Source organism: Kitasatospora sp. NPDC085879, assembly GCF_040686255.1.
GTDB lineage: Bacteria > Actinomycetota > Actinomycetes > Streptomycetales > Streptomycetaceae > Kitasatospora.
This window is the reverse complement of the sequence record NZ_JBFBJZ010000041.1, coordinates 39,443-61,481: the sequence shown is the minus strand read 5'-3', so window position 1 is coordinate 61,481 and position 22,039 is coordinate 39,443. Positions and strand designations below refer to the sequence as shown.

Below are 22,039 nucleotides of genomic sequence, written 5' to 3'. Positions count from 1 at the left end.
GTTCGAGGGGGTGGGCGGCCCGGGACGGGCGGCGCTCACTGGATCCGCAGCGCCAGTGCGGGGCACCGGTCGACCGCGCGGGCGGCCTGCTGGAGCAGCTGCGGCGGGACGGGCATCACGGCGGCGGAGGGAAAGCCGTCCGCCGCCAGGCTGATGACCTCGGGCAGCACGCTGGTGCACAGCCCGTGGGCCTCGCAGAGGGTCCAGTCCACGACGATGGTTCCGGCGCTCTCCATGACCGGCATCGGGAGCACGTCCTGGACGGGCCGGCCGCAGCCGTACTGGTAGGAGTGCATCTGGAGGTCGTCGTCGAAGACCTCCAGGGCGGAGGCGACGAAGCGGGAGGCGGCGTCGGGGTGGCTGCACGCGCCCCGCTTGGTCACCGCCCGCATCCGGGTCTCGACCCGGTCGAGGGCTGCCCGGCCGCCGCCCCGAACGACCTCCTCCAGTTCCTTGACCAGGGCGGGCAGTCCGAGGTAGCACGGTCCGCACTGGCCGGCTGTCTCGTCGGCCATCCAGCGGGCGACCCGGAGTGCTTCGCCCAGCGGGCAGGTGGTGGCCGGCAGCGGCAGGATCGCGCCGGCGCCGAGCGCACCGCCGAGGCTCTGCAGGGACTGGCGGGACACCTGGGCCGTGCGGGCCGCCTCGGGAGTCAGCCAGGTGCCGTGGTAGCCGCCGGTCAGGACGCCCTGGCCGACGTCCATGTCGAACAGTGCGAGCAGGTCGACGAGCGGGACACCGGTGGGTGTCTCCACGACTTGGGAGCCCGCCAGGGTGAGCAGGACCGTCCCGGGCTCGGACGGGGTTCCGACCTCGCGGTAGGGCAATGCCCCGAGCCGGGCCGCGACCGCGAGTTGCGCGTACGTCTCGGCGTTGGACAGCAGGGTGGGCAGTCCCCCGACTCCGCTGTCGCTGGTCCGTACGCCGCCGCCGCGCGGCAGGGCGATCCCGCTGGTGATGCCGCGGGCCAGCGAGCTCCCCTCGCCGGAGACGAAGCGCTCGGGCAGCCGGGCGACGGAGACCGGCAGCCGGGTGGACCGGCGTTCGTCCAGTGCCCTGCGCAGGGACTGCTCGGTGTCGGCGCGGGTGACGCCCAGCACCACCTGTTCGGCGTCCAGTGCCTCGGCGGCCAGCAGGGCGCCGTCCAGTACGAGGTGGGGGGTGCGCAGCAGCAGTGCCGCGTCCTTCAGACAACTCGGTTCTCCTTCCGTTCCGTTGACCACCACGACCGGGCGGGCCCGGCGCCGGGCGGCCGACTTGACGACGGCCCGGATCTTCCTGGCGAACGGGAAGCCGGCCCCGCCGCGGCCGCGCAGGTTGACGTTCTCGGACAGTTCGGCGACCTCCTCGGCGGACATGGCCGGCATCCCGCCGTGGACGACCAGGTGTGCCCGGTGATCGAGCCGCTCGCTGTGTTCCAGGCCTGCGAACAGCACCGGTCGGCCGATCCAGGCGATGGGTGCGCCGCTCATCCGTCCTGCCGTCGTCGTCCGGTTCCGGCGCCGACCACGGGCCGGCCGGGGGGCTCGGGCCGGACCTGCGCGGCGGTCCGGCGCGGGGCGCCGCGGTCCTGGAGGGCCATCCGCAGGCCGAGGACGGCGATCACGCCCACCACGGCCACGCTGTAGAGGACGGACACCCAGGGGGCGGGCAGCCGGCCCGCGTTCAGGCCGTGGACCAGTGCGGCGCCCCAGGCCGGGTAGGCGCAGATGTGGATGATCCGCCACCGGCGTGCCGAGCCCGTCCGGGCCAGCAGGCCGCGGGCCGCCCCGGCGAGGGCCACGGCCAGCAGCACGTATCCGGCCAGCACGCCCAGTCCGAACACCACCGGCTTGTTCGGGTCGGTGAAGGGGACGAAGGCCGCGAGTGCGCCGATCTGGTCCTGGATGAGGTTCATCCACACGTGCAGGACGAGGAAGACCACGCCGGCGACGCCCATCGTCCGGTGGATCGTCTGGGCGACCAGGCGGTGGACCGGGTGCAGCAGCAGCCGGTCGGTCGCCGCGAGCCCCCACAGGACGGCGGAGGAGAACGACACCAGGGCGATCACCCCGGCCGCCACACCGAGGAACGCCTGCAGTGCGCCGTTGACGGTCACGGCCACCAGGCCCAGGCCCACCGCGAACAGCGGGAGGACGGCCCGCACCATCGGTTTGCGCCGGCCGCCGCCTTCCGGCCGGTCGCCCGCGGCACCGCGCGGCGCCTGCCGCCCGGGGCCGGCCAGGCCGGGCCGGACCGCGCGGTCCGCCCGCCGTGCCCGCCGCGCTCGCGCCGGCCCGGCGGCCGAATGCCACGATCGGCGTCCTTGACCTGTCAACATCGCTGAGCCCTCCGGCCTCGTCATTGCCCTGCTCGAAAGGGGCGCCCGGGTGTTCCGGGCGGGCCGCGCGCGACGGGCGGCGGCCCCGGCCGCCCGGGTCCTTCCCGGCGGCCTGTGGGGTCAGCCGCAGCGGCGACCCTCGTTGATGCAGCTCACCATCTGGTCCAGCAGGTTCCGGTTCATCACGTTGATGAAGTCCCCGTGGTCGGTGACCGGGTTGTGCAGCTGCTCGGGGAAGCTGTCGACGGCGAACTTCACCCCGGACGGCACGTCGTAGGTGACGCGCTGCACCAGCTGCGGGATGTTCCGGAAGTTCCGCGGGCAGGTACCGTTCTTGGAGAACGCGGTGTGGGTGCGGTGGTTGGCGCTGTCGATGTTCTTGCCGTCCCAGCAGTCCGGGAACTTCAGGGTCCGCACCACCCGGCTGCCGTTCGGGCAGACGGGGTACTTGTCGGCGAGCTGGCGGTCCTCGAAGCCGGTGCAGCTCCACGAGGCGTGGGCGTTGGCCGGGCCGTTGGTGAGGGCCTTGGCGTCGCCGGTGATGATCCGCAGGAAGCGGGTCATCGGCTGGACGGGCTTCCCGTTGGGCGAGTTGTAGGTGATGCCGGCCTCGGCGGGCTGCAGGATGCGGCCCACGTTGCGGTCCTTGCCTCCGCCGGGTGCCTTGGCGTCCTTGTCGTTGGTGCCGTCGAGGAGCCGCAGCACGGGCCAGTAGTAGGCGGACTGGTCGCCGTTGGAGCAGGTGGTGCCGGCGCCGGCGAGCCGGTTGTTGGAGGAGAAGCCGTCGGTGATGCGGTTGCCCACGTAGTCGTGCATGTGGTGGGCGCCGTTGCTCACCCCGGGGGCGACGATCACGTTGTCGGGGTTGAGGTGGCGGTTCTCGTTGCGTCCGCAGCGGGAGGTGAAGGTGCCGGTGGCCGACCCGTTGCGGGCGGGCTTGGCGGTGTTCGGGGCGACGGACCTGATGTCGACGAAGCCGCGGCCGAGGTTCTGCTTCCCGCCGGACGAGGACTTGCTGCGGTCGGCCGCTGCGCTCTGCGACTCGGGGGTGAAGTCCCGGGCGGAGGCGTCGACCACCAGGTCGCGCCGGATCGCGCAGTTCGCCAGTCCGGAGACGTCCTGGGGCAGGCCGGCGTCCGGCCCGGCGCTCGCCTTGATCTTCTGCAGGGTCGCGGAGCGCTTGGCGGCCAGGTCGCCCATGACACGCTTCTCGCTGCCGGAGCCCTGCTCCGAGAGGCTGCGGTAGGCGTCGGCGACCTGGACGTCGAGGTCGGCGAGATTGCGGTCGACGTCCGGCTGGGCGGTCTCCGGGACCGTCTCCAGGCTCGCGCCGACGTCCGCGCAGGCCACGGTGCCCATCTGGGCGGAGGCCTGCTGCGAGCGCCACGGGCGCTGCCCGGCGAAGGCCGCCGCGGCGACCACCGACGCACCGCCGACCGCCAGTACCCCGGCGAGCAGCAGGGCGAGCATTCTCCGCCCGGCCGTGTCACGTTTGTGAATCCTCATATTGGCACCTTCGAAACGGGATCGGGCCTGTCGGACAGGCCGTGGACATCGTTCTCTCTGGGGCAGGTCTCATCTCCGTGTCGCCCCGGCCGCCGGACTCGGCGAGGCCGATCCGGCCGGAAATCCGGAAAGGCCGCCGTAATTCACCAGACGGGTGTCCTCCAGGACCGTCATGTGGTCCAGGACGGTGGTGTTGGCCATCGTTGCGAGATCGCGGACCGTCGAATTCTGTGTACTGGCCCGCACCTGGGCGACGACGGCGAATACCTGGCCGTGGGCATTGCGCACGATGTTGGCGAACTGCCGGTCGAACTCGGGGCCCTGGGCCTCGTCCAGCTGTTTCAACCAGGCCTTCTGCTGGGCGGACGGCTCGTCCGGGACCTCCAGTCCGAGCGTCGCGGCCGCCTCCAGCGTCGCCCGGTCGAGGTCGGTGTGCCCCTCGATCAGGTGCTCGCCGGCGGTCTTGACCTCGGGCGTTCCGCCCTTGGCGAGGGCCATCCGTCCTGCGGGTATCTCCCACAGGCCGGCCAGCCGGACCCGTTTGACGAAGTCCCGGTCGAGCGGCGTCAGCGGGCCGGTCGGTGTCTGCATCGTTCCCGGCGCGTCGTCCGCCCGTGGCACGCGGTACGAGCCCGCCGAGCGCACGACGGGGACGACCAGGGCCGCTGCGGTGGACATCATGGCCAGAATCAGGAGAAGAGTGGCGAACGACCGCGGAAATCGGCTCACCTTCGGAATTCCGTAGGCAGCTGTTCCGAGTCCGCGTTTCTTCCTCGAAGATGACATCGGCTTCCTCATCATGCCAGGACGGGCGACCGCGCCGGCCCGCCGCCGCAGAAATGCCGTTCCGGCGGTCGGCGGCAGCCCCGGTGAAGACCCTACGGAAACGCACGGGTGCCCGTCGGAGAATTCATCGGGAAGTGACAGATCTCAGTGGTCGCAGGTCCCGGTCGAATGTCACGGGAATCTCGGGCGGCCGGAGCCGGGCACGGCTCAGCGACCGATGGAGCGGGCGTCCCGCCGGGGCTCGGACGCCGCGCGGGCGGGCAGTTCCTCCGCCCGGTGGCGCAGCCGGGCGCATTCGGCCGCCATGCCGTGGATCTTCAGTGCCAGCAGGATCTCGAACCGTGCCTGCGGGGTGCGCAGGCTGCCGCCGAAGATCCGCTCCAGCTTCCGGAGCCGGTAGCGGACGGTCTGCGGGTGGATGCGCAGCAGTTGGGCCGCCTCGGCCGCACCGCCGCCCTCCAGCCAGGCGAGCAGGGTCTGCTCCATCCGCTCGCGCTGGCGTGGCGTCATGTCGCTCAGTCTGCCGAGCCATTTGGCGGACAGGTGGCCGGCCAGCAGCGGGTCCTGGAAGAGCACCACCTTGGCCAGGTGGTCCTCGACGAAGAGGAGTTCGCCGGCGGTGCCCGGCCACTGCGGGGTGAGCGCCAGCAGGGTGCGGGCCCAGCGCAGCGAGGCTCCGGCGTCGGTGCGCGCCACCACGGGGCCGGCCACCGCCTGCCTGCCCTGGAGCCAGCGGACGAGCGCCTGGTGCGTTCCCGGTGTCGGGTCCGGGATCAGCAGGTACGGTTCCGGTCCGTGCAGGTAGGCGACGATCTTCGCGGCGGAGAGCCCCGGCGGGGGCGGGCCCGGTGCGGTGGAGAGCGCCACCGCCTGAACGGTAGCCGGGCCGCCCCGGGGAGCGACGCTGTTGGCCGGGCGGGGTGCCCGGCGGACCGCGGGCTCGCCGCGCCCCCCGCGGCTTCCGGTTCCCCCGCGGCTTCCGGTTCCCGCGCTGCCGCCGCTGCCGCCGCGGCCGCCGTGTCCGGCGCGTCCGGCGCGTCCGCTCGGTGCGCCACGGCCGCCGCCGGGATGGGTCAGCGCATCCACGGCGCCTCCCCCCACCGCACGCCCGGGCGGGAGCACCGGGGAGGGGCATCGGGCTTCGCGGTCGCGGAGCGGCCGAACACGGACGGGACGGGGCCGGACGGGGCGGGCGACCGCCGCGCGGAAACGCCGGACGGAGCATGTGCCGCGGGTCGACCGCTGGGGCAAGGATGCACCGGAACACCTCCCGGGAACTGCCGGCCGCTGGCGGGCCGGTCACCGAGGAAAGAGGCCCGAATCGAGGTTTCGTCCCGCGCCTTTGCACATCCTTTACCATTCGGCGGGCGCGCCTCCCGCACCACCGGCAGCGCCCGTTCCGCGGCCCGACCGACCGTCAACAGGCCCGGGAGCAGCGGACAACGGGCGCACACGTCCAAGAAGGCCCCAGGTGGAAGAGCCTGTGACACGGGCCCGCCGCACGGTACATTGCCCTACCGGCCGGGCCCGCGCGGCGCCGCGCCGGCCCCTGTGTCCCACACCCCCCGGACGCGAGCGAGGCCACGATGCGACTGAACCTCAATCAACTGGCGATTTTCGCGAAGGTCATCGAATGCGGAGGGTTCTCGGCCGCGGGCCAAGTCCTGTTCCTGAGCCAGTCGTCGGTGTCGAAACAGGTGCAGAACCTGGAAATAGCCCTGCGGACCCAGTTGGTGGACCGCTCCGGCCCGAAGATCCGGCCCACGCTGGCCGGCGAGGTCCTGCTGGCGCAGAGCAGGGAGGTGCTGGCACTGGCCGACCAGGCCGTGGAGGCCGTGCACGCGGCGACGTTGCTGCGCCAGGAGCCGCTGGTGATCGGCTGCACGAGCACCGTCGGCGGGCACTTCCTGCCGTCCGTCCTGCGGGAGCTGCGGCGCCGGGAGCCCACGGCGCAGTTCAGCGTCGCCGTCGGGACAGCCGACGGGCTCGCCGAGGCGCTGGAGGAGGGCAGGACGGGCATCGCCCTGAGCGGCGGCCCGCTGCCACCGGGCCGGTACCGGTCGGAGCGGCTCGCCGAGGAGGAGATGGTGCTGGTCTGCCCGGCAGACCATCCGCTGGCGGGACGGGACGTGGCTCCCGCCGACCTCACGGGCGAGACCTTCCTGCTGCGCGAGGCCGGCTCGCAGACCCGCCGCCAGCTGGCGGACCTGCTGCACCGCTGGGAGCTGACAGGCGCCCGGACCCTCGACCTGTGGGGCACGGAGGGGGTCAGGGAGGCGGTGCGGATCGGCCTGGGGGTGGGGCTGGTGCCGCGCCGGGCCGTGCGACTGGAGCTCCGGCACGGCGAGCTGGCCGAGCTGACCGTCCACCCGGCGCCCGATCGCCGCACGGTGCTGGCCAGTTGGACCCTGGCCCGCCCGCTGACGGCCTACGAGCAGGTGCTGCTGCCGCTCCTCCGGGAGGCAGCCCGGGTGACCGCGGGGGTGTGACGGGAGGGAGGACGACCCCGCGCCATCGGCGGCCGGCCGTACTCCGGCGCGGGGTCGCGTGTTTGACGGCACCTCAGATCGCGGGCTGCTGCTGGGTGACGCAGTGGATGCCGCCGCCACCGGCGCCCAGGTAGTCGATGTCGAGCTGCTCGACGGTGCGGCCGGGGAACAGCCGCGCCAGGGTCGCCTTCGCCGCGGAGTCGGCCGAGGCGTCGCCGAAACTGCGCGGCGATGACCGCGCCGTTGCAGACGTAGTAGTTGGCGTAGGGGGCGACGAAGTTGGGGCCGCTGGAGCGGATCCTGTAGCAGTCGGGCCCCTGGAGCTTGGTCACCGCGATCGGGCCGCCGGTGGCGGTCGTCGCGGTGGACAGGATCTGGTACTGCTGGCGGGCGTCGTCGACCCAGGCGTCGGTGTCGCTCGCCGACGGCATTTGGACGAGGCCGGAGCCGGGAGTCAGGAAGCGCGAGGTCGCGTCGACGTGGTCGTCGGTGATGTCCTGACCGGCGATGCCCTTGAACCAGATCACCTTCGGGGCGCCGTAGGCGGCGCACATCGCGGCTTCGAGCTGGGCCCGGCTCCGGCCGGGGTTGCGGTTGCTGTTGATGACGGGCGACCAGGGCGTCCTTGGCGTGGGTCTGCCGGCCGCCCCAGCCGTTGAAGTTGAGGCCGATCGCGTCCGAGCCGCCGGCGCCGTCGGTGCGGAAGACCGCGCCGGTGTCGCGCATCCAGCAGTCGTCGACGGGGATGGTGTCGATCACCGTCACGGCCGATCCGCACATCGAACGGGCCTTGGCGGCGGACGCGGGGTTGGCGAGCATGACGACCGGCTCGTACCTGGCGACGGCCCTGGCGATCAGCGCGATGTTGGACTGGACGCCGCTGAGCTTGCTCCTCCAGATCGCGGTGCTATCGGGCCAGGCCATCCAGGTGCGGGTGTGGCGGACGTCCTCGGCCGGAACGGCGAACGCGCCCGCCAGGGCCGGGGCCGCGCCACCCTCGGCGCGGTCGGCCTGCGGCCGGGTCGCGGCGAGGGCGGAGGATCCGGCCGCCGCCTGGGCACGGCCGACCGCCTCAAGGGCCTCGACACCCGCCCGGCCACCCGCCTCGACCTCGCCGGCCTCACCGGCAGGGCTTTCTGCGTCAGGAGCCAGGACGGCCGCGACCTCGCGATCGTCCGCCTGCTCTCCGCCGCCCCCGGCGACGGCCCGGTCAGACTCTCCGTCGACTACTACCGCCACGGCGACGGCTTCCTGCCCCCAGCGGAGGTTGCCACCGGGGCCTCCCGGGCGCGTCCGGCCGTGTCTGCCGGGGTTGGCAGGGCGGCGTTGCGTACGGTCGACGGTGTCGCCGCCGAACCCCGGCCGGCGGAGCTCGCGAACCTCGTCGAAGGAGACCGGCTGCCGTGCAACGCAAGTGGTGGACGCTGATCGCCGTCTCGGTCGCGACGTTCATGCTGCTGCTCGACATCACCGTGGTCAATGTCGCCCTGCCGTCCATCCGCGAGGACCTGGGCGCGAGCTTCACCGACCTGCAGTGGGTGTTCGACGCCTACGCCCTCTCGCTGGCCGCCTTGGTGCTGACGGCCGGTTCACTGGCCGACCGGCTCGGGCGGCGCCGGATCTTCGCCGCGGGGCTGGTGATCTTCTCGGGTGCCTCGCTGCTCTGCGCGCTGGCACCGAACCCGGTCTTCCTCAACGTCTCCCGCGCGGTGCAGGGAGTCGGCGGCGCGGCGATGTTCGCGGTCTCGCTGGCCCTGGTCGCGCAGGAGTTCCCGCCCGGCCGCGAGCGCGGCACCGCGATGGGCATCTACGGGGCGACGATCGGCGTGGCGGTCGCGGTCGGCCCGCTGATCGGCGGGGCGCTCACGGACTCGCTCGGCTGGGAGTGGATCTTCTACCTCAACGTGCCGATCGGCGGGGCGGCCCTGGTCGTCACCTACCTCAGACTGGCCGAGAGCCGTGACCCGAACGCCACCCGGATCGACTGGGCCGGGGTCGCGGCCTTCAGCAGCGGCCTGTTCCTGCTCGTCCTGGCGCTGGTGCGGGGCAACGCCGAGGGCTGGGGCAGTGCGCTGATCGTGGCGCTCTTCGCCGGCGCGGCGGTGCTGCTCGCCGTCTTCGTGCTGATCGAACGCCGCGTCCCGGAGCCGATGCTGCCGCTCGAATTGTTCCGCCGGCACGCGTTCACCGGGGTGCAGCTGGCCGCGTTCGCGGTCTCCAGCTCGCTGTTCGCCCTCTTCCTCTATCTGACGCTGTACCTGCAGAACTATCTGGGCCTCTCGCCGTTCGCGGCGGGAGTGCGCTACCTGCCGATCACCGTGCTCAGCTTCGTCGTGGCGCCGCTGGCCGGAATTCTGCTCTCCCGGGTTCCGGCCCGGCTGATGCTCTGCGTCGGCCTCGTCGCGGTCGGCGTGGGCATGCTGCTGATGGGCGACATCCAGCCCGACGACACCTGGACCGGCCTGCTGCCCGGCTTCCTCGTCGGCGGCGCGGGCGTCGGTCTGATCAACCCGGTGATCGCCGATGTCGCGGTGAGCGTGGTGCCCAAGGAGAACAGCGGCATGGCGGCCGGCATCAACGACACCTTCCGGCAGGTCGGCATCGCGGTCGGCATCGCCGTCTGGGGGGCGATCTTCGTCGGCCGGGGCTCCCAGAAGGTCCGCGAGCTGGCGGCGGGCACGCCGATCGCGGAGGGAGCCCGTCCGCGCGAACTGATCGAGGCCACCTCCTCCGGCAGCCTGCCGCAGGCACTCGCCGCCCTCCCCGAGCCGGCCCGGGCGGCAGCGTCGGCCGCCGCCCGGGCCGGCTTCATCGACGGCCTCAACATCGTGCTGCTGCTCGGCGGACTGGTCAGCCTGACCGGCGCAGCCCTCGCACTCTGGCTGGTCCGGGAGGACGAGATCGACCGTCAGGAGGCCTAGAGCCCTTGCCGCGGCCACGGATTCGGCGTCGAGGGCCGTCTCCTCCCCGCTGTGCGAGTCCCGGACCGGCCCGTCGGGCGCGCGTGCCGGGTGGTGGCGGCACGACCACCTCTCCCCGTGCGGCAGACTGGGGCCGAAGACTCGACGATCCGGAGGACGGTTCAAATGGCTGACCGACCCTTGACGCTGATGGCGGTGCACGCCCACCCCGACGACGAGGCCACCGGAACGGGAGGTGTGCTTGCGCGGTACGCGGCGGAGGGCATCCGCACGGTCCTCGTCACGTGTACCGACGGTGCTTGCGGCGACGGCCCGGGAGGCGTCAAGCCGGGCGAGCCCGGGCACGACCCGGCGGGCGTCGCAGCGATGCGTCGCCGGGAACTCGAAGCGAGCTGCGAAGTCCTGAAGGTCGATCATCTCGAACTGCTCGAGTACGCCGACTCCGGGATGATGGGCTGGCCGGCCAACGACGCGCCCGGCTCGTTCTGGCGGACGCCCGTGGAGGAGGGCGCCGCCCGCCTCGCCGAGCTGCTGCGGCACTACGAGCCCGATGTGGTCGTGACCTACGACGAGAACGGGTTCTACGGACACCCCGACCACATCCAGGCGAACCGGATCACGACGGCGGCGCTGGCGATGACCGGGATGACCCCGAAGGTGTACTGGACGACGGCGCCGCGTTCGATGATGCAGCGCTTCGGCGAGGTCATGCGCGAGTTCGGCGCGGACTGGGAGGAGCCGGATCCGGCGGAGGCCGCCGCGATGGCCGAGATCGGTCTGCCCGACGAGGAGATCACCACCTGGGTGGACACCACCGAGTTCGGCGGCCAGAAGTTCGACGCCCTGGCCGCGCACGCCAGCCAGGGCGAGAACATCTTCTTCCTGAAGATGGGCAAGGAGAGGTTCACCGAGCTGATGGGCGTGGAGACCTTCGTCCGGGTCCAGGACACCACCGACGCGGCCGTGCCCGAGAACGACCTCTTCGCCGGCCTGCGCTGACCCAGACACGGATCGTTCCTCGCCGTCGGCCCCCGGCGGTCCCGGCCTGCCCGTACTCGGTGCCGGCCCCCGCCCGGGGCCTCGGCGGGTGCCCGGGATGTCCGCCCGGTGAGGTTCGCCCGGTGGAGGTCAGGACCAGGGCTGGGCGGCGAGCCAGCTGGTGTCCTCACTCCAACTGTTGGCGTTGTCCCACGCGTTGCCGCCGCCGTCGCCGGCGAGGTAGCCGGTGTAGGCGTAGTGGCGCAGGTACTTGTTGGGGTAGTTGGCGGACTGGAAGGAGAAGCCCTGCCCACTGTGTCCTGCCCGGGGGCAGAAGGTGGCGTCCTTCGTGAACAGCGCGGTGCCGTTGTTGGCCGCGGTGTAGAGCTGGAAGCCGGAGTGGCGCAGGTACTGGCCGGGGGTGCCGGCGGACTCGAAGGACAGGCAGGTGCTGTCGGCCAGTCCGGCACGGACGGTCCACGTGGCGGAGGCCTTGTCGGCGGCCGAACTGCCGGCAGTGATCGGTGAGATGGCCACGCTGCTGTCGGTGTTGCGGCGGAGGAAGTCGGCGGTGCAGCAGGCGGTCGTCGCCCGGAGCGAGATGCGGGAGCCGGGGGTGAGCGAGCTCGACGTCACGGGGGCGGTCTGGTAGCCGACGGCGTTGACGTTGGCCTGCACGGCGTTCTCGGTGGCGTCCGAGGGGTAGCCGGCGGTCATCACGCCTTCGTAGAAGGTGCCGCTGGAGGACTTGCTGTTGTCGCCGCCGATGCCGAGGATGATGGCGCCCTCCTTGTGCATCGGGTTGTAGCCGGACGCGTTGGGGCGGGGCCCGCTGTAGTAGGTGGACAGTCCGCCGGACTGGGCGTTGCCGGCGCGGATGGCCCACTGGTTCGGGCCGCCCTTGACGAGGGCGGTCAGGAAGCGGTGGCTGACGCTCGGGTCGTTGGCGTTGTGGCCGACGTTGGCGCCGGAGAAGAGGCCGTTCTCGAGGTCGGCCATCACCCAGGGTCCGTTTCCGGCTCCGGTGCCCCAGATCGTGCTGTCGCCGAAGTAGACGGCCTCCATGTGGCCGTTGCCGGTGTCCAGGTTGTTCGTCTCGGCGTTGCCGTAGTCGAAGCAGCACCCGCCGCCGAAGTGCGTTCCGTCGAAGATCGCGTACATGCCCTCGGGCTGGTCGCCGGTGGCGATCCCGGAGGTGTGGTTGTTGCGGTAGCCGGTGCCGGCGGCCACGTAGACGCCGTAGACCGGGTGTGCGCCGGCCCTGACGGGTGCGGCCGTGGCCGGGGCGAGGTTGTCGGGGCCGGCCGCGGCGCCGCCCGCGGGCGCCTGGGTGAGGCCGTTGCCTCGTCCCGACTGGTCGTAGATCACCGTGATCAGGCAGGTCGTGCCGGTGCAGAACGCGTCCTGGGCGGCGGCGTCGGCGTAGCCGCCGGCGCTCAGCAGACCGATGTCCTTGGTCGCGCCGTCCGAGGCGCGCCGGACCTGGTAGAGCGCACCGTTGTAGGCGCCGAAGAGGGCGCGGGTGGTGCTGTGGGCCGCCACGCAGGGTGTGCCGCCCGCGGCGTAGATGTCGCACGGCCCCTGGGTGGCGGCCTGCGAGGTCGCTTCCGTGCCGGCGAGCAGTGCAGCGGCGAGGACTGCGGTGGTTCCGGTGGCGAGCAGGGTGCGCCGCGCACGGCGCAGCCGTGTTCGAGCAGCCAAGGGTGAGCTCCTTTGCTGGTCAGGGGTCGGGGTGACCCGGTGGCGGCCGTCCCGAGTCGGCTGGAACTGCCGGCCGTCGGCGGCCCGAACGGGGCCCGCTCCACCTGTTAGCGCTAACAATTCCTCCCGAGCGATACCCAAGCAGGCTGGGGTGATTAAGAGTTCGGCTCAGTGACGGCCGGGCATCACTATGAAGACTCGATCTGCCCCCGTCAAGGGTTCCGATGCGCCTCGGCACGACCGAAAGGGGCGGACGCGGCGGCGACCCGGGCCCGATGACCGCCCTTGGCCGCGCCGACAGCGGGACCGGCCTGGCCGGATCCACCGGCGGTCAAGATTCGATAAAGCAGTGCACCGCTCTTGCACGCGTCATATGTGAACGCTAACAATCATCGGGTCGAAGGGGTCGGCACCCCACAACCCCACGCAGTGCGTGGCGCTCCGGGTGTCAACCCGCCGCCGAAACATCGCCCCTGACGAACGATCTGATCTTTGAACGGCCGATCCGCCGGCCGATCTGCACACCCGTACCCTCCGGCGCGCGCTGCCCGCTCCGCAGCCCCCGGCCGCAAGGGACCACCCGAGAGGAAGACCCAGATGTTCAAGAGAGCCGCCGCCGCCGTGCTCGCCGGCGCCATGATCGTCGGCCTGTCCGCCTGTTCCTCGGCCGGAGGTTCGTCGGACGGCAAGAGCCCGGGCGGAAAGATCGTCCTCGGCTTCGCCCAGGTCGGCGCCGAGAGCGGGTGGCGCACCGCGAACACGAAGTCCGTCCAGGAGGCTGCGAAGAAGGCCGGCATCACCCTCAAGTTCTCCGACGCGCAGCAGAAGCAGGAGAACCAGATCAAGGCGATCCGCTCGTTCATCCAGCAGAAGGTCGACGTGATCGCCTTCTCCCCGGTGGTCGAGTCCGGTTGGGACACCGTCCTGAAGGAGGCCAAGGCCGCGCACATCCCGGTGATCCTCACCGACCGCGCGATCGACTCCGAGGACACCTCCCTCTACGAGACCTTCCTCGGCTCGGACTTCGTCGAGGAGGGCAAGAAGGCCGGCGACTGGCTGGTCAAGGAGTACCAGGGCAAGCCGGGCGAGGTGAACATCGTCCAGTTGGAGGGCACCACCGGCTCCGCCCCGGCGAACGACCGCAAGTCGGGCTTCGCCGACGTGATCAAGGGCGACCCGAAGTTCAAGGTCGTCGCCTCGCAGACGGGCGACTTCACCCGGGCCAAGGGCAAGGAGGTCATGCAGGCCTTCCTGAAGGCGCAGCCGAAGATCGACGTCCTCTACGCGCACAACGACGACATGGCGCTCGGCGCGATCCAGGCGATCGAGGAGGCCGGGAAGAAGCCCGGCACCGACATCAGGATCGTCTCCGTCGACGGCGTCAAGGACGCCTTCACCGCCATGTCCCAGGGCAAGATCAACTTTGATGTGGAGTGCAACCCGCTCCTCGGCGACCAGCTGATGGAGCTGGCGAAGAAGGTCAAGAACGGCGAGAGCGTCGAGCGCCGGATCAAGACCGTCGAGGGCACCTTCACCCCCGAGCAGGCCACCGCCGCACTGCCGACCCGTCAGTACTGACCGGTCTGGGCTCCCGGCCGCCCGCCACGTCGCATCCCCGACGGGCGGGCGGCCCCGGGCCCGACCGACCACGAAAGGAGGACCGATGCAGCAACCGGTCCTGGAAGTACGCGGGCTCCGCAAGGAGTTCCCCGGCGTGCTGGCACTCGACGGCGTCGACTTCCGGCTCTTCCCGGGTGAGGTGCACGCGCTGATGGGCGAGAACGGCGCGGGCAAGTCCACCCTCATCAAGGTCCTCACCGGCGTCCACCCGGCGGACGGCGGCCAGGTCACCATGGCCGGCCGCCCGCTGCGGATCACCGGGCCGCTCCAGGCGCAGCAGGCCGGCATCTCGACCGTCTACCAGGAGGTCAACCTCTGCCCGAATCTGTCGGTGGCGGAGAACCTGTTCATCGGCCGCGAGCCCCGCCGCCGCGGCCTGATCCACTGGTCCGAGCTGCGGCGCCGCGCCGCGGACTCCGTCGCCGAACTCGACCTGGACATCGACGTCACCGCCCGCCTGGACAGCTTCTCGATCGCCGTCCAGCAGCTGGTCGCCATCGCCCGGGCGGTCGACGTCGACGCCAAGGTGCTCGTCCTGGACGAGCCGACCTCCAGCCTCGACCGCGACGAGGTCGCCCAACTGTTCACCGTCATGAGGCGGTTGCGCGAGCGGGGTACGGCGATCCTGTTCGTCTCCCACTTCCTCGACCAGATCTACGAGATCTGCGACCGCATGACGATCCTGCGCAACGGCCGGCTCGAGGGCGAGTACCTCACCCGGGATCTCGGCCAGGTCCAGCTGGTCTCCCGCATGATCGGCTCGGAACTCGTCGGCCTCGAAAGCCTGGCGGCCGGCGGGCGGCGGACGGAAGGGCCCGCGCCGGAGCTCACGCAGCCGTTCCTGCGGGCGGAGAAGCTCGGCCGCCGCGGCGCGATCGAACCCTACGACCTGACCGTCCGGCCCGGCGAGGTGGTGGGTCTCGCCGGACTGCTCGGCTCCGGCCGCACCGAGGCCGCACGACTGCTCTTCGGGGCCGACCACGCAGACAGCGGCACCGTGCGGGTGGACGGCCGGCCTGCCGCGCTGCGCAGCCCGCAGGCCGCCATCGGCCACGGCATCGCGTTCTGCTCGGAGAACCGCAAGGCCGAGGGCCTCATCGGCGAGCTCACCGTGCGCGAGAACATCGTCCTCGCCCTCCAGGCGTCCCGCGGCTGGCTCCGCCCCCTGTCGCGCACCGCCCAGGACGACTTCGCGCTGCGGTGGATCCGGGCGCTGAACATCCGCCCCGGCGACCCCGAGGCACTGGTGCGCAACCTTTCCGGCGGCAACCAGCAGAAGGTGCTGCTCGCCCGCTGGCTGATCACGGACCCGAAGCTGCTCATCCTGGACGAACCGACCCGCGGCATCGACGTCGGCGCGAAGGCCGAGATCCAGAAGCTGGTCGCCGGCCTGGCCGAGAAGGGCATGGCCGTGCTGTTCATCTCCGCCGAACTGGAGGAGGTCCTGCGCCTCAGCCACCGGATCGGCGTGCTGCGCGACCACCGCGTCGTCGCCCAACTGACCAACGACGGATCGCTCACTCCGGAGCACCTCATGGAAACCATCGCGAGCGGAGCCCGGCGATGACGAAACACCGGCTCTTCTGGCCCGCGGCGGTCCTCGTCGTCATGCTGCTGGCCAACCTGCTGTTCACACCGGACTTCTTCGCCGTCCACACCAAGGAGGGGCACCTCTACGGCAGCCTGATCGACATCCTGCACTTCGGCGCGCCGCTCGTGCTCGTCTCCCTGGGCATGACGCCGGTCGTCGCGACCGGCGGGATCGACCTGTCGGTCGGCTCCACGGTCGCCATCGCCGGCGCCCTGGCCTGCCTGCACATCAGCGAGGCCGCCGACCCGGGCAGCATCTCCACCGTCCTCGTCGCCGTGGCGCTGGCGCTGGCCGTCGCGCTCGTCCTCGGTGCGGTCAACGGCCTGCTGGTCACCCGCATCGGCGTGCAGCCGATCGTCGCCACGCTCATCCTCATGGTCGCCGGCCGCGGCGTCGCCCAGCTGATCACCGACGGCCAGATCATCACCGTCACCAGCGACCCGTACCGGCTCATCGGCGGCGGCTACTGGCTCACCGTCCCGTTCTCCGTGCTGCTGGCGGCGGCCGTGGTCGTGCTGGCCCTGCTGCTCACCCGCTCCACGGCGCTGGGCCTGCTGCTGGAGTCGGTCGGCGGCAACCCGGTGGCCAGCCGTCTGGTCGGCATCCGGGCCGGCCGACTGGTCACCCTGGTCTACGTGGCCAGCGCCGTGTGCGCGGCCGTCGCCGGACTCATGATCAGCTCCAACGTCTCGGCCGCCGACGGCAACAACGCCGGCCTGTGGATCGAGCTCGACGCCATCCTGGCCGTCGTCATCGGCGGCACCTCGCTGAACGGCGGGCGGTTCTCGATCGGCGGCACGGTGCTCGGCGCGCTAGTCATCCAGACCCTGTCCACCACCATCTACACGATCGGCATCCCGCCGGAGACCACCCTGGTCTTCAAGGCCGCCGTGGTGATCACCGTGTGCCTGATCCAGTCGCCGCAGTTCCGCGCCAAGGTCGCCCGTCGGCGGACCTCCGCCCACGGCGGCCCGCAGGCACGGCCCGCGGCGCCGGCCGACCTGGAGGTGGGCGCGTGAGCACCACTCGCTCCGCCGGACTGCGCGGCCACGTGCCGCTGCTGGTCACCGCCGTCCTGCTCGTCGCGATGTTCGGTGTCGGCTCGGTGCAGTACGAGGGCTTCTTCTCGGGCCAGGTCCTGCTCAACCTCCTGATCGACAACGCCTTTCTCCTGGTGGTCGCCGTCGGGATGACCTTCGTGATCCTCACCGGCGGGATCGACCTGTCGGTCGGCGCGGTCGTCGCCCTGTCGACGATGGTCTCGGCCTGGCTGGTGGAGCAGCACCACTGGCCGGTCCTGGTCGTCGTCCCCCTGGTGCTGGCCATCGGCACGGGGCTGGGATGGGCCATGGGCTGGGTCGTCCACACCTTCGAGATCCAGCCGTTCATCGTGACGCTCGCCGGCATGTTCCTGGCCCGCGGCCTCTGCTACACGATCAGCGTCGAATCGATCTCCATCACCGATCCGTCGTACACCGCGATGGCGCAGACCCGCGTCCCGCTGCCCGGCGACACGTTCCTCTCCCCCAGCGCCGTCATCGCCGTGCTGGTCGCCGCCGTGGCCTTCGTGGTCCTGCACCACACCCGGTTCGGCCGCAACGTGTACGCGCTGGGCGGCAGCGAGCAGTCCGCGCTGCTGATGGGCCTGCCGGTGGCCCGCACCAGGATCACCGTCTACGCCGTCAGCGGCTTCTGCTCCGCCCTCGGCGGCGTCCTGCTGACGTTCTACATGCTCTCCGGTTACGGCCTGCACGCCGTCGGCCTGGAGCTCGACGCCACCGCCGCCGTGGTCATCGGCGGCACCCTCCTCACCGGTGGGTCCGGCTACCTGATCGGCACGGTCCTGGGCGTGGCGGTCCTCGGCCTCATCCAGACGATCATCAGCTTCCAGGGCACGCTCAGCTCCTGGTGGACGAGGATCGTCATCGGCGCCCTGCTGTTCGTCTTCATCGTGCTTCAACGCCTCATCACCGCACGTCGCCGGGTGTAGGCCCGCCCGGCCACGGCATGGTGCCCGCACCGGACCGCCGGCCGGTGCGGGCACCGTGCGTCGAGCAGCCGTCGGTCCATGCCCGACATCACCCGCGCGACCCCGGCGGGCGGGGCGCCCTCCTGGACGCCCCGCCCGCCGTCACAGCTTCTCGGGGACGGGGTTGCCGACGGCCTCGACGGCCCGGCGGAGGGGAACCTTCACCAGCACGGCGAAGCCGATCACGAAGAACACCAGCAGGGAGATGATCGCCGAGCGGTAGCTGCCGGTGATCTGGTACGCGAGGCCGAAGACCAGCGGGCCCATCCAACTGGTGCCGCGGTCGCTGACCTTGTAGACGCTGAAGTACTCGGCCTCCCGGCCGGCCGGGATCAGGTGGGAGAACAGCGAGCGGGAGAGCGCCTGGCTGCCGCCGAGCACCAGGCCGATCATGCAGGCCAGGGCGAAGAACCAGATCGGCCGGTGAGCGGGCATGACGTACCCCAGGGCGAGCGTGAACACCCAGGCGACCAGCGAGCCGAGGACGGTCCGCTTGGCGCCGTACCGGCCGGCGATCCGGCCGAGGAGCAGTGCGCCGCCGATCGCCACGATCTGGACCAGCAGCACGGCGGCGACCAGCGAGGTCTGGTCCATGCCGAGCTCCTCGCTGCCGTAGAGCGAGGCCTGGGAGACGACGGTCTGGATGCCGTCGTTGTAGCAGAGGAAGGCGCCCAGGTAGAGCAGTGTGAGCGGGTACTGGCGCATGCCCCGCAGGGTGCGGGCGAGTTCGCGCAAACTGCCGGCGGCGGGCCGGTCGGGCACGGCTGCGGCACGGTCGGGGGCCACGCCGGCCCGGGAGGGCAGCCGCAGCATCGGGACGATCGTGAACAGCGCCCACCACAGGCCGGCCGAGGCCAGGCAGATCCGCACGGCCGTGCCGGAGGACAGGCCGAGCGCGTCGTGGCCCTCGAACAGCGCCAGGTTGGCGATCAGCAGCAGTCCGCCTCCCGCGTAGCCGTAGGCCCAACCCTTGGAGGAGACCGTGTCGCGCTCGTCGGGGGCGGCCAGGCCCGGAAGGTAGGCGTACGAGAGCGCGACCGACACCGCGTACGCGATGTTGGCGACCACCAGCAGCGCGCCGCCGAGCAGGTAGCGGTCACCGCCGAGGAAGAACATCCCCATCGTGGTGATCGCGCCGACGTAGGCGAAGCCGCACATCAGCTCCTTGTGCCGCCCGGTTCGGTCCGCGACCGTGCCGGTCAGCAGCATCACCGCGACCGACACCAGCACGGAGAAGGAGACCGTGTACGGGAAGAACGAGCCCGCGCGGATCGAGAGGCCGAGCGGGTGCACGTCGCCGGCCGCGTCGGCGGCGTTCTTGGCGACGGAGGTCAGGTACGGTCCGAGGAACACCGTCAGGACGGTCGCCGAGAACGCGGCGTTGGCCCAGTCGTTGATGTACCAGCCGAACTGCATCCGGCGCAGGGTGCGGCCGGCCGCGGCGGTCGCCGGGGTGTCCGGGGCCTGGTCCGGCGCCTGGTCCGGCAGAGGGGCAGCGGTGCTCATGGGGCTCCTGTCTCCGTGCTGGAGCCGGTGCTGCCGTCGTTCCAGCAGCCGCGCTCACCGAGGACGTCCCGCAGGACGTCGATGCGATCGGCCATGATGCCATCCACACCGAGGTCGAGGAGAGCCCCGATCCGGATGGGATCGTCCACCGTCCAGACGTGCACCTGCAGGCCGAGGCGGTGGGCGGCGCGGACGAAGGCCCGGTCGACGACCCGCACGCCCAGGTGCCGCTCCGGCACCTGCGCGCACACCCCGGCGAACGGCGCCCCGCGTCCCCGCAGCAGCGGCCCGGCCAGCGAGAGAAGCCGCAGCCGGGCCACCTCGCGCGGGCCGAGCGAAGTGGCCAGCCGGGGGCCGGCGGCGGCGCGGACGGCAGCGAGGCGGCTGTCGGAGAAGCCGCCGACGCAGACCCGGTCCCAGGCGTCGGTCCGGCGAATCGCCTCGACCAGCGGCCCGACGGCCGGCGCCGCCTTGACGTCGACGTTGAAGCGGGCCGCGGGGAACGCGCCGAGCAGGTCCTCCAGCAGCGGCACGGGCTCGGTGCCACCGATCCGGGCCTGCCTGACGGTGTCCCAGGGCAGTTCGGCCACCGCCCCGGTGCAGTCGGTGACCCGGTCGAGGCGGGAGTCGTGGAAGGCCACGAGCACACCGTCGCGGGTGGCGTGCACGTCCGTCTCGAGGTAGCGGTACCCGAGGGCGACGGCCGCCTCGAAGGCGGCGAGCGAGTTCTCGGGATGGCCGAGGTCACCACCGCGGTGCGCGAAGGCGAGCGGCCCCGGTTGGTCGAGGAAGGGGTGCATGACGTGCTCCGAGGTGCGGAGAGAGGGACCGACGGGCACACGTGGCCAGGCGGTGCTGCCCGCTCCGACGGCGTCTCGGACCGCGCGCGCGTTACAGTATGACGCAACCTGTCAAGCAGTAACGTCCGCTGCGCCGGACCGGGCCCCGGCGGGCCGGGAGGCCGTGAGACGCGGATCGGCGGCCGGCGACGCCGTGCGCGGCGAACGCCGGGCCGCGGCCTGGCGGGTGCGCCGGACGAGGCCGTGCAGACGCTGGACGGCCACGAAGCCGCGCATCCGACCGGCCAGCGTCAGGCGGTACTTGAGCCGCAGCTGCAGGCTCAACCCGGCGAGCCGCTCGGGGCCGATGTCCTGGAGCAGTCGGCCGACATGCCGCAGGTAGGCCTCGCGGAAGGCACGGTCGCCGTCCGGAACGGACCAGAAGAACATCGGCACCTCCTCGACCAGGCAGTTCCGGTCGTAGGCGCGCAGGTGCCCGGCGAACGCGGGCTCGGGGCGGGCGAGCAGCCACTCCCGGACCAGTCCCATCGAGCGGACCCGGTCGACCAGGCCCCGCGGGTCGGTCTTCTTCTGAGTGATGGACAGCTCGCCGTCCTCGCGGACCCGCCAGTGGTAGATCGGGTCGGCGAGCACGTCGACCCGCTCGGCAAGGAAGTGGAGGGGCACACTGACCGGGGCGTCCTCGTACAGGATGCCCTCGGGGTAGCGGATGCCCGCGGCATCGAAGAAGGAGCGCCGGTAGACCTTGTTCCAGGCCGTGCGGTCGGTGACCAGGGCAGGCAGCTCGCTGACGTGGGTGCGCAGCCGGGTCTCGCGGAACGGGCGGCGGTGGGCGTGCGAGGGGGCGAGGCCACCCGTGCGCAGGCGCATCGCGTTGCCGGCGGCGAAGTCGGATCCGGTCTCGTCCAGCGTGCGGATCATCAGCTGGTACGCGTGCGGCGGCAGGGTGTCGTCGCTGTCGACGAAGGCCAGGTACTCGGTTCCCGGGGTGAGGTGGCGCCAGCCGGTGTTGCGGGCGGCGCCGAGGCCCTTGTTCTCCTGCTGGACCAGCCGGAAGCGCGGGTCCTCGGCGGCGTACGCCTTGGCGATGACGGGGCCGTCGTCGGTCGAGCCGTCGTCGACCATGACGCACTCGAAATCCTCGAAGGTCTGGGCCGCGATCGAGTCCAGGCACTCCTTGAGATAGCGCTGGACGTTGTAGATCGGAACGACGACGGAGAGGCGCGGGGCCATCGGACGGCCTTTCGCTCAGGGACGGGCGCGCCGGAAGGCGCCGGCCACGGATCACCGAAGGTGACTGGTCGCCACCGGTGGCGGGCCCGAGCGTAGGGAAGGCACACAGCGGCAGGATGAACGGCGGTTGGCGTCGAACCTGCGGCTCGGTGCGCCGGCCGCACCCGGTCCCGTCAGAGTGCCGCGACCGGTCGTGCCTCGGTCTGCCCCGCGGCGATCTGCCCGACCTGAGCGGCGGTGATCTCCCTGATCACCAGGAACAACATGATCCCGGATGCGGCGGCGAGCAGGACGACGTACGGGGAGAACATCGGATTCGGCAGGGACCGGGCGCAGACCAGCGCCACGAGAACCTTGACCAGCCGAATCCACCACCATCCCTCGACCAGCCAGGCCCGGTCGGTGAGTCCGCTCGCGCGGCGGACGTCGAGCGTGACCCGGCGACGGACGAGCAGGCGTGGAGCGGCTCGATCACCTTCTTCGTGACGGAGACGTTGCCGCCGAGCGACAGCCCGCGCCCCGGGCTCGGACCCGAGTGCAGTTCCGGTCGGTGACCGGC

The 22,039-nt window shown here is 71.9% G+C and carries 19 protein-coding genes and 1 pseudogene; 8 read left to right on the top strand and 12 right to left on the bottom strand.

Features of this window, described 5'->3' with window-relative positions:
- Positions 1 to 35: 35 nt before the first annotated feature.
- The 5 genes from AB0P35_RS27380 to AB0P35_RS27360 form a co-directional block, all read right to left on the bottom strand.
- On the bottom strand, positions 36 to 1,472 hold the full coding sequence (locus tag AB0P35_RS27380) for an NADH-quinone oxidoreductase subunit NuoF family protein (RefSeq protein ID WP_095871336.1): 1,437 nt from the start codon (positions 1,470 to 1,472) through the stop codon (positions 36 to 38).
- The gene (locus AB0P35_RS27375; RefSeq protein ID WP_107486737.1) at positions 1,469 to 2,149 is read right to left on the bottom strand and encodes a ferric reductase-like transmembrane domain-containing protein; all 681 of its coding nucleotides are present in this window, start codon (positions 2,147 to 2,149) and stop codon (positions 1,469 to 1,471) included. Before AB0P35_RS27375 ends, AB0P35_RS27380 begins: the two co-directional genes overlap by 4 nt.
- A 291-nt stretch (positions 2,150 to 2,440) precedes the next feature.
- Positions 2,441 to 3,826, bottom strand: coding sequence for a DUF1996 domain-containing protein (locus AB0P35_RS27370; RefSeq protein WP_363515646.1), 1,386 nt, complete (start codon positions 3,824 to 3,826; stop codon positions 2,441 to 2,443).
- A 69-nt stretch (positions 3,827 to 3,895) separates the two neighbouring features.
- Entirely contained in the window at positions 3,896 to 4,507 is a 612-nt protein-coding gene (locus AB0P35_RS27365) for a DUF4142 domain-containing protein (protein WP_257018860.1), read from the bottom strand.
- Positions 4,508 to 4,819: 312 nt separating this feature from the next.
- A complete protein-coding gene (locus tag AB0P35_RS27360; protein ID WP_363515643.1) occupies positions 4,820 to 5,479 on the bottom strand; it encodes a helix-turn-helix domain-containing protein in 660 nt (219 codons plus the stop codon).
- A 719-nt stretch (positions 5,480 to 6,198) separates the two neighbouring features.
- Between AB0P35_RS27360 and AB0P35_RS27355 the strand changes: the two genes are divergently transcribed.
- On the top strand, positions 6,199 to 7,101 hold the full coding sequence (locus AB0P35_RS27355) for a LysR family transcriptional regulator (protein ID WP_363515640.1): 903 nt from the start codon (positions 6,199 to 6,201) through the stop codon (positions 7,099 to 7,101).
- A gap of 73 nt (positions 7,102 to 7,174) precedes the next feature.
- On the opposite strand, the gene AB0P35_RS27350 is transcribed toward AB0P35_RS27355, so the two are convergent.
- Together AB0P35_RS27350 and AB0P35_RS27345 are read right to left on the bottom strand one after the other, a co-directional pair.
- Positions 7,175 to 7,273: an agmatine deiminase family protein gene (locus tag AB0P35_RS27350; RefSeq protein WP_363515680.1), complete on the bottom strand. Its 99-nt coding sequence runs from the start codon at positions 7,271 to 7,273 to the stop codon at positions 7,175 to 7,177.
- A 112-nt stretch (positions 7,274 to 7,385) separates the two neighbouring features.
- Positions 7,386 to 8,025 (bottom strand): annotated as a pseudogene (locus AB0P35_RS27345) (agmatine deiminase family protein); the annotation flags it as partial.
- 12 nt (positions 8,026 to 8,037) lie between these two features.
- On the opposite strand from AB0P35_RS27345, the gene AB0P35_RS27340 reads away from it, so the two are divergent.
- From AB0P35_RS27340 to AB0P35_RS27330, 3 genes are all read left to right on the top strand, one after another.
- Positions 8,038 to 8,529 carry a hypothetical protein gene (locus tag AB0P35_RS27340; RefSeq protein ID WP_363515637.1) on the top strand — a complete coding sequence of 164 codons (492 nt, stop codon included), beginning with the start codon at positions 8,038 to 8,040 and terminating at the stop codon, positions 8,527 to 8,529.
- Positions 8,505 to 10,022 carry an MFS transporter gene (locus AB0P35_RS27335; protein WP_363515634.1) on the top strand — a complete coding sequence of 506 codons (1,518 nt, stop codon included), beginning with the start codon at positions 8,505 to 8,507 and terminating at the stop codon, positions 10,020 to 10,022. The genes AB0P35_RS27340 and AB0P35_RS27335 overlap by 25 nt, the downstream gene beginning before the upstream one ends.
- A gap of 165 nt (positions 10,023 to 10,187) precedes the next feature.
- Positions 10,188 to 11,021: a PIG-L family deacetylase gene (locus tag AB0P35_RS27330; protein WP_363515631.1), complete on the top strand. Its 834-nt coding sequence runs from the start codon at positions 10,188 to 10,190 to the stop codon at positions 11,019 to 11,021.
- A gap of 129 nt (positions 11,022 to 11,150) precedes the next feature.
- Here AB0P35_RS27330 and AB0P35_RS27325 read toward each other — a convergent pair whose 3' ends face one another.
- The gene (locus AB0P35_RS27325; protein ID WP_363515628.1) at positions 11,151 to 12,701 is read right to left on the bottom strand and encodes an alpha-L-arabinofuranosidase B; all 1,551 of its coding nucleotides are present in this window, start codon (positions 12,699 to 12,701) and stop codon (positions 11,151 to 11,153) included.
- 597 nt (positions 12,702 to 13,298) lie between these two features.
- Between AB0P35_RS27325 and AB0P35_RS27320 the strand changes: the two genes are divergently transcribed.
- The 4 genes from AB0P35_RS27320 to yjfF all read left to right on the top strand — a co-directional run bounded on the left by AB0P35_RS27320 (position 13,299) and on the right by yjfF (position 17,902).
- Positions 13,299 to 14,279, top strand: coding sequence for an ABC transporter substrate-binding protein (locus AB0P35_RS27320; RefSeq protein ID WP_363515625.1), 981 nt, complete (start codon positions 13,299 to 13,301; stop codon positions 14,277 to 14,279).
- A gap of 85 nt (positions 14,280 to 14,364) precedes the next feature.
- Positions 14,365 to 15,888 carry a sugar ABC transporter ATP-binding protein gene (locus AB0P35_RS27315; protein ID WP_363515622.1) on the top strand — a complete coding sequence of 508 codons (1,524 nt, stop codon included), beginning with the start codon at positions 14,365 to 14,367 and terminating at the stop codon, positions 15,886 to 15,888.
- Positions 15,885 to 16,931: an ABC transporter permease gene (locus tag AB0P35_RS27310; protein ID WP_363515619.1), complete on the top strand. Its 1,047-nt coding sequence runs from the start codon at positions 15,885 to 15,887 to the stop codon at positions 16,929 to 16,931. Before AB0P35_RS27315 ends, AB0P35_RS27310 begins: the two co-directional genes overlap by 4 nt.
- Complete coding sequence (gene yjfF, locus AB0P35_RS27305; protein ID WP_363515616.1) at positions 16,928 to 17,902, top strand: galactofuranose ABC transporter, permease protein YjfF; 975 nt, start codon at positions 16,928 to 16,930, stop codon at positions 17,900 to 17,902. The genes AB0P35_RS27310 and yjfF overlap by 4 nt, the downstream gene beginning before the upstream one ends.
- A 141-nt stretch (positions 17,903 to 18,043) precedes the next feature.
- Here yjfF and AB0P35_RS27300 read toward each other — a convergent pair whose 3' ends face one another.
- From AB0P35_RS27300 to AB0P35_RS27285, 4 genes are all read right to left on the bottom strand, one after another.
- Positions 18,044 to 19,357 carry an MFS transporter gene (locus AB0P35_RS27300; RefSeq protein WP_363515677.1) on the bottom strand — a complete coding sequence of 438 codons (1,314 nt, stop codon included), beginning with the start codon at positions 19,355 to 19,357 and terminating at the stop codon, positions 18,044 to 18,046.
- An 86-nt stretch (positions 19,358 to 19,443) separates the two neighbouring features.
- On the bottom strand, positions 19,444 to 20,247 hold the full coding sequence (locus AB0P35_RS27295) for a glycerophosphodiester phosphodiesterase (RefSeq protein ID WP_095871347.1): 804 nt from the start codon (positions 20,245 to 20,247) through the stop codon (positions 19,444 to 19,446).
- Positions 20,248 to 20,358: 111 nt separating this feature from the next.
- The gene (locus AB0P35_RS27290; protein WP_363515609.1) at positions 20,359 to 21,480 is read right to left on the bottom strand and encodes a glycosyltransferase family 2 protein; all 1,122 of its coding nucleotides are present in this window, start codon (positions 21,478 to 21,480) and stop codon (positions 20,359 to 20,361) included.
- Positions 21,481 to 21,653: 173 nt separating this feature from the next.
- Positions 21,654 to 21,827 (bottom strand): hypothetical protein, encoded by a 174-nt coding sequence (locus AB0P35_RS27285; RefSeq protein ID WP_363515606.1) that lies wholly within the window; start codon positions 21,825 to 21,827, stop codon positions 21,654 to 21,656.
- Between the last annotated feature and the right edge of the window lie 212 nt (positions 21,828 to 22,039).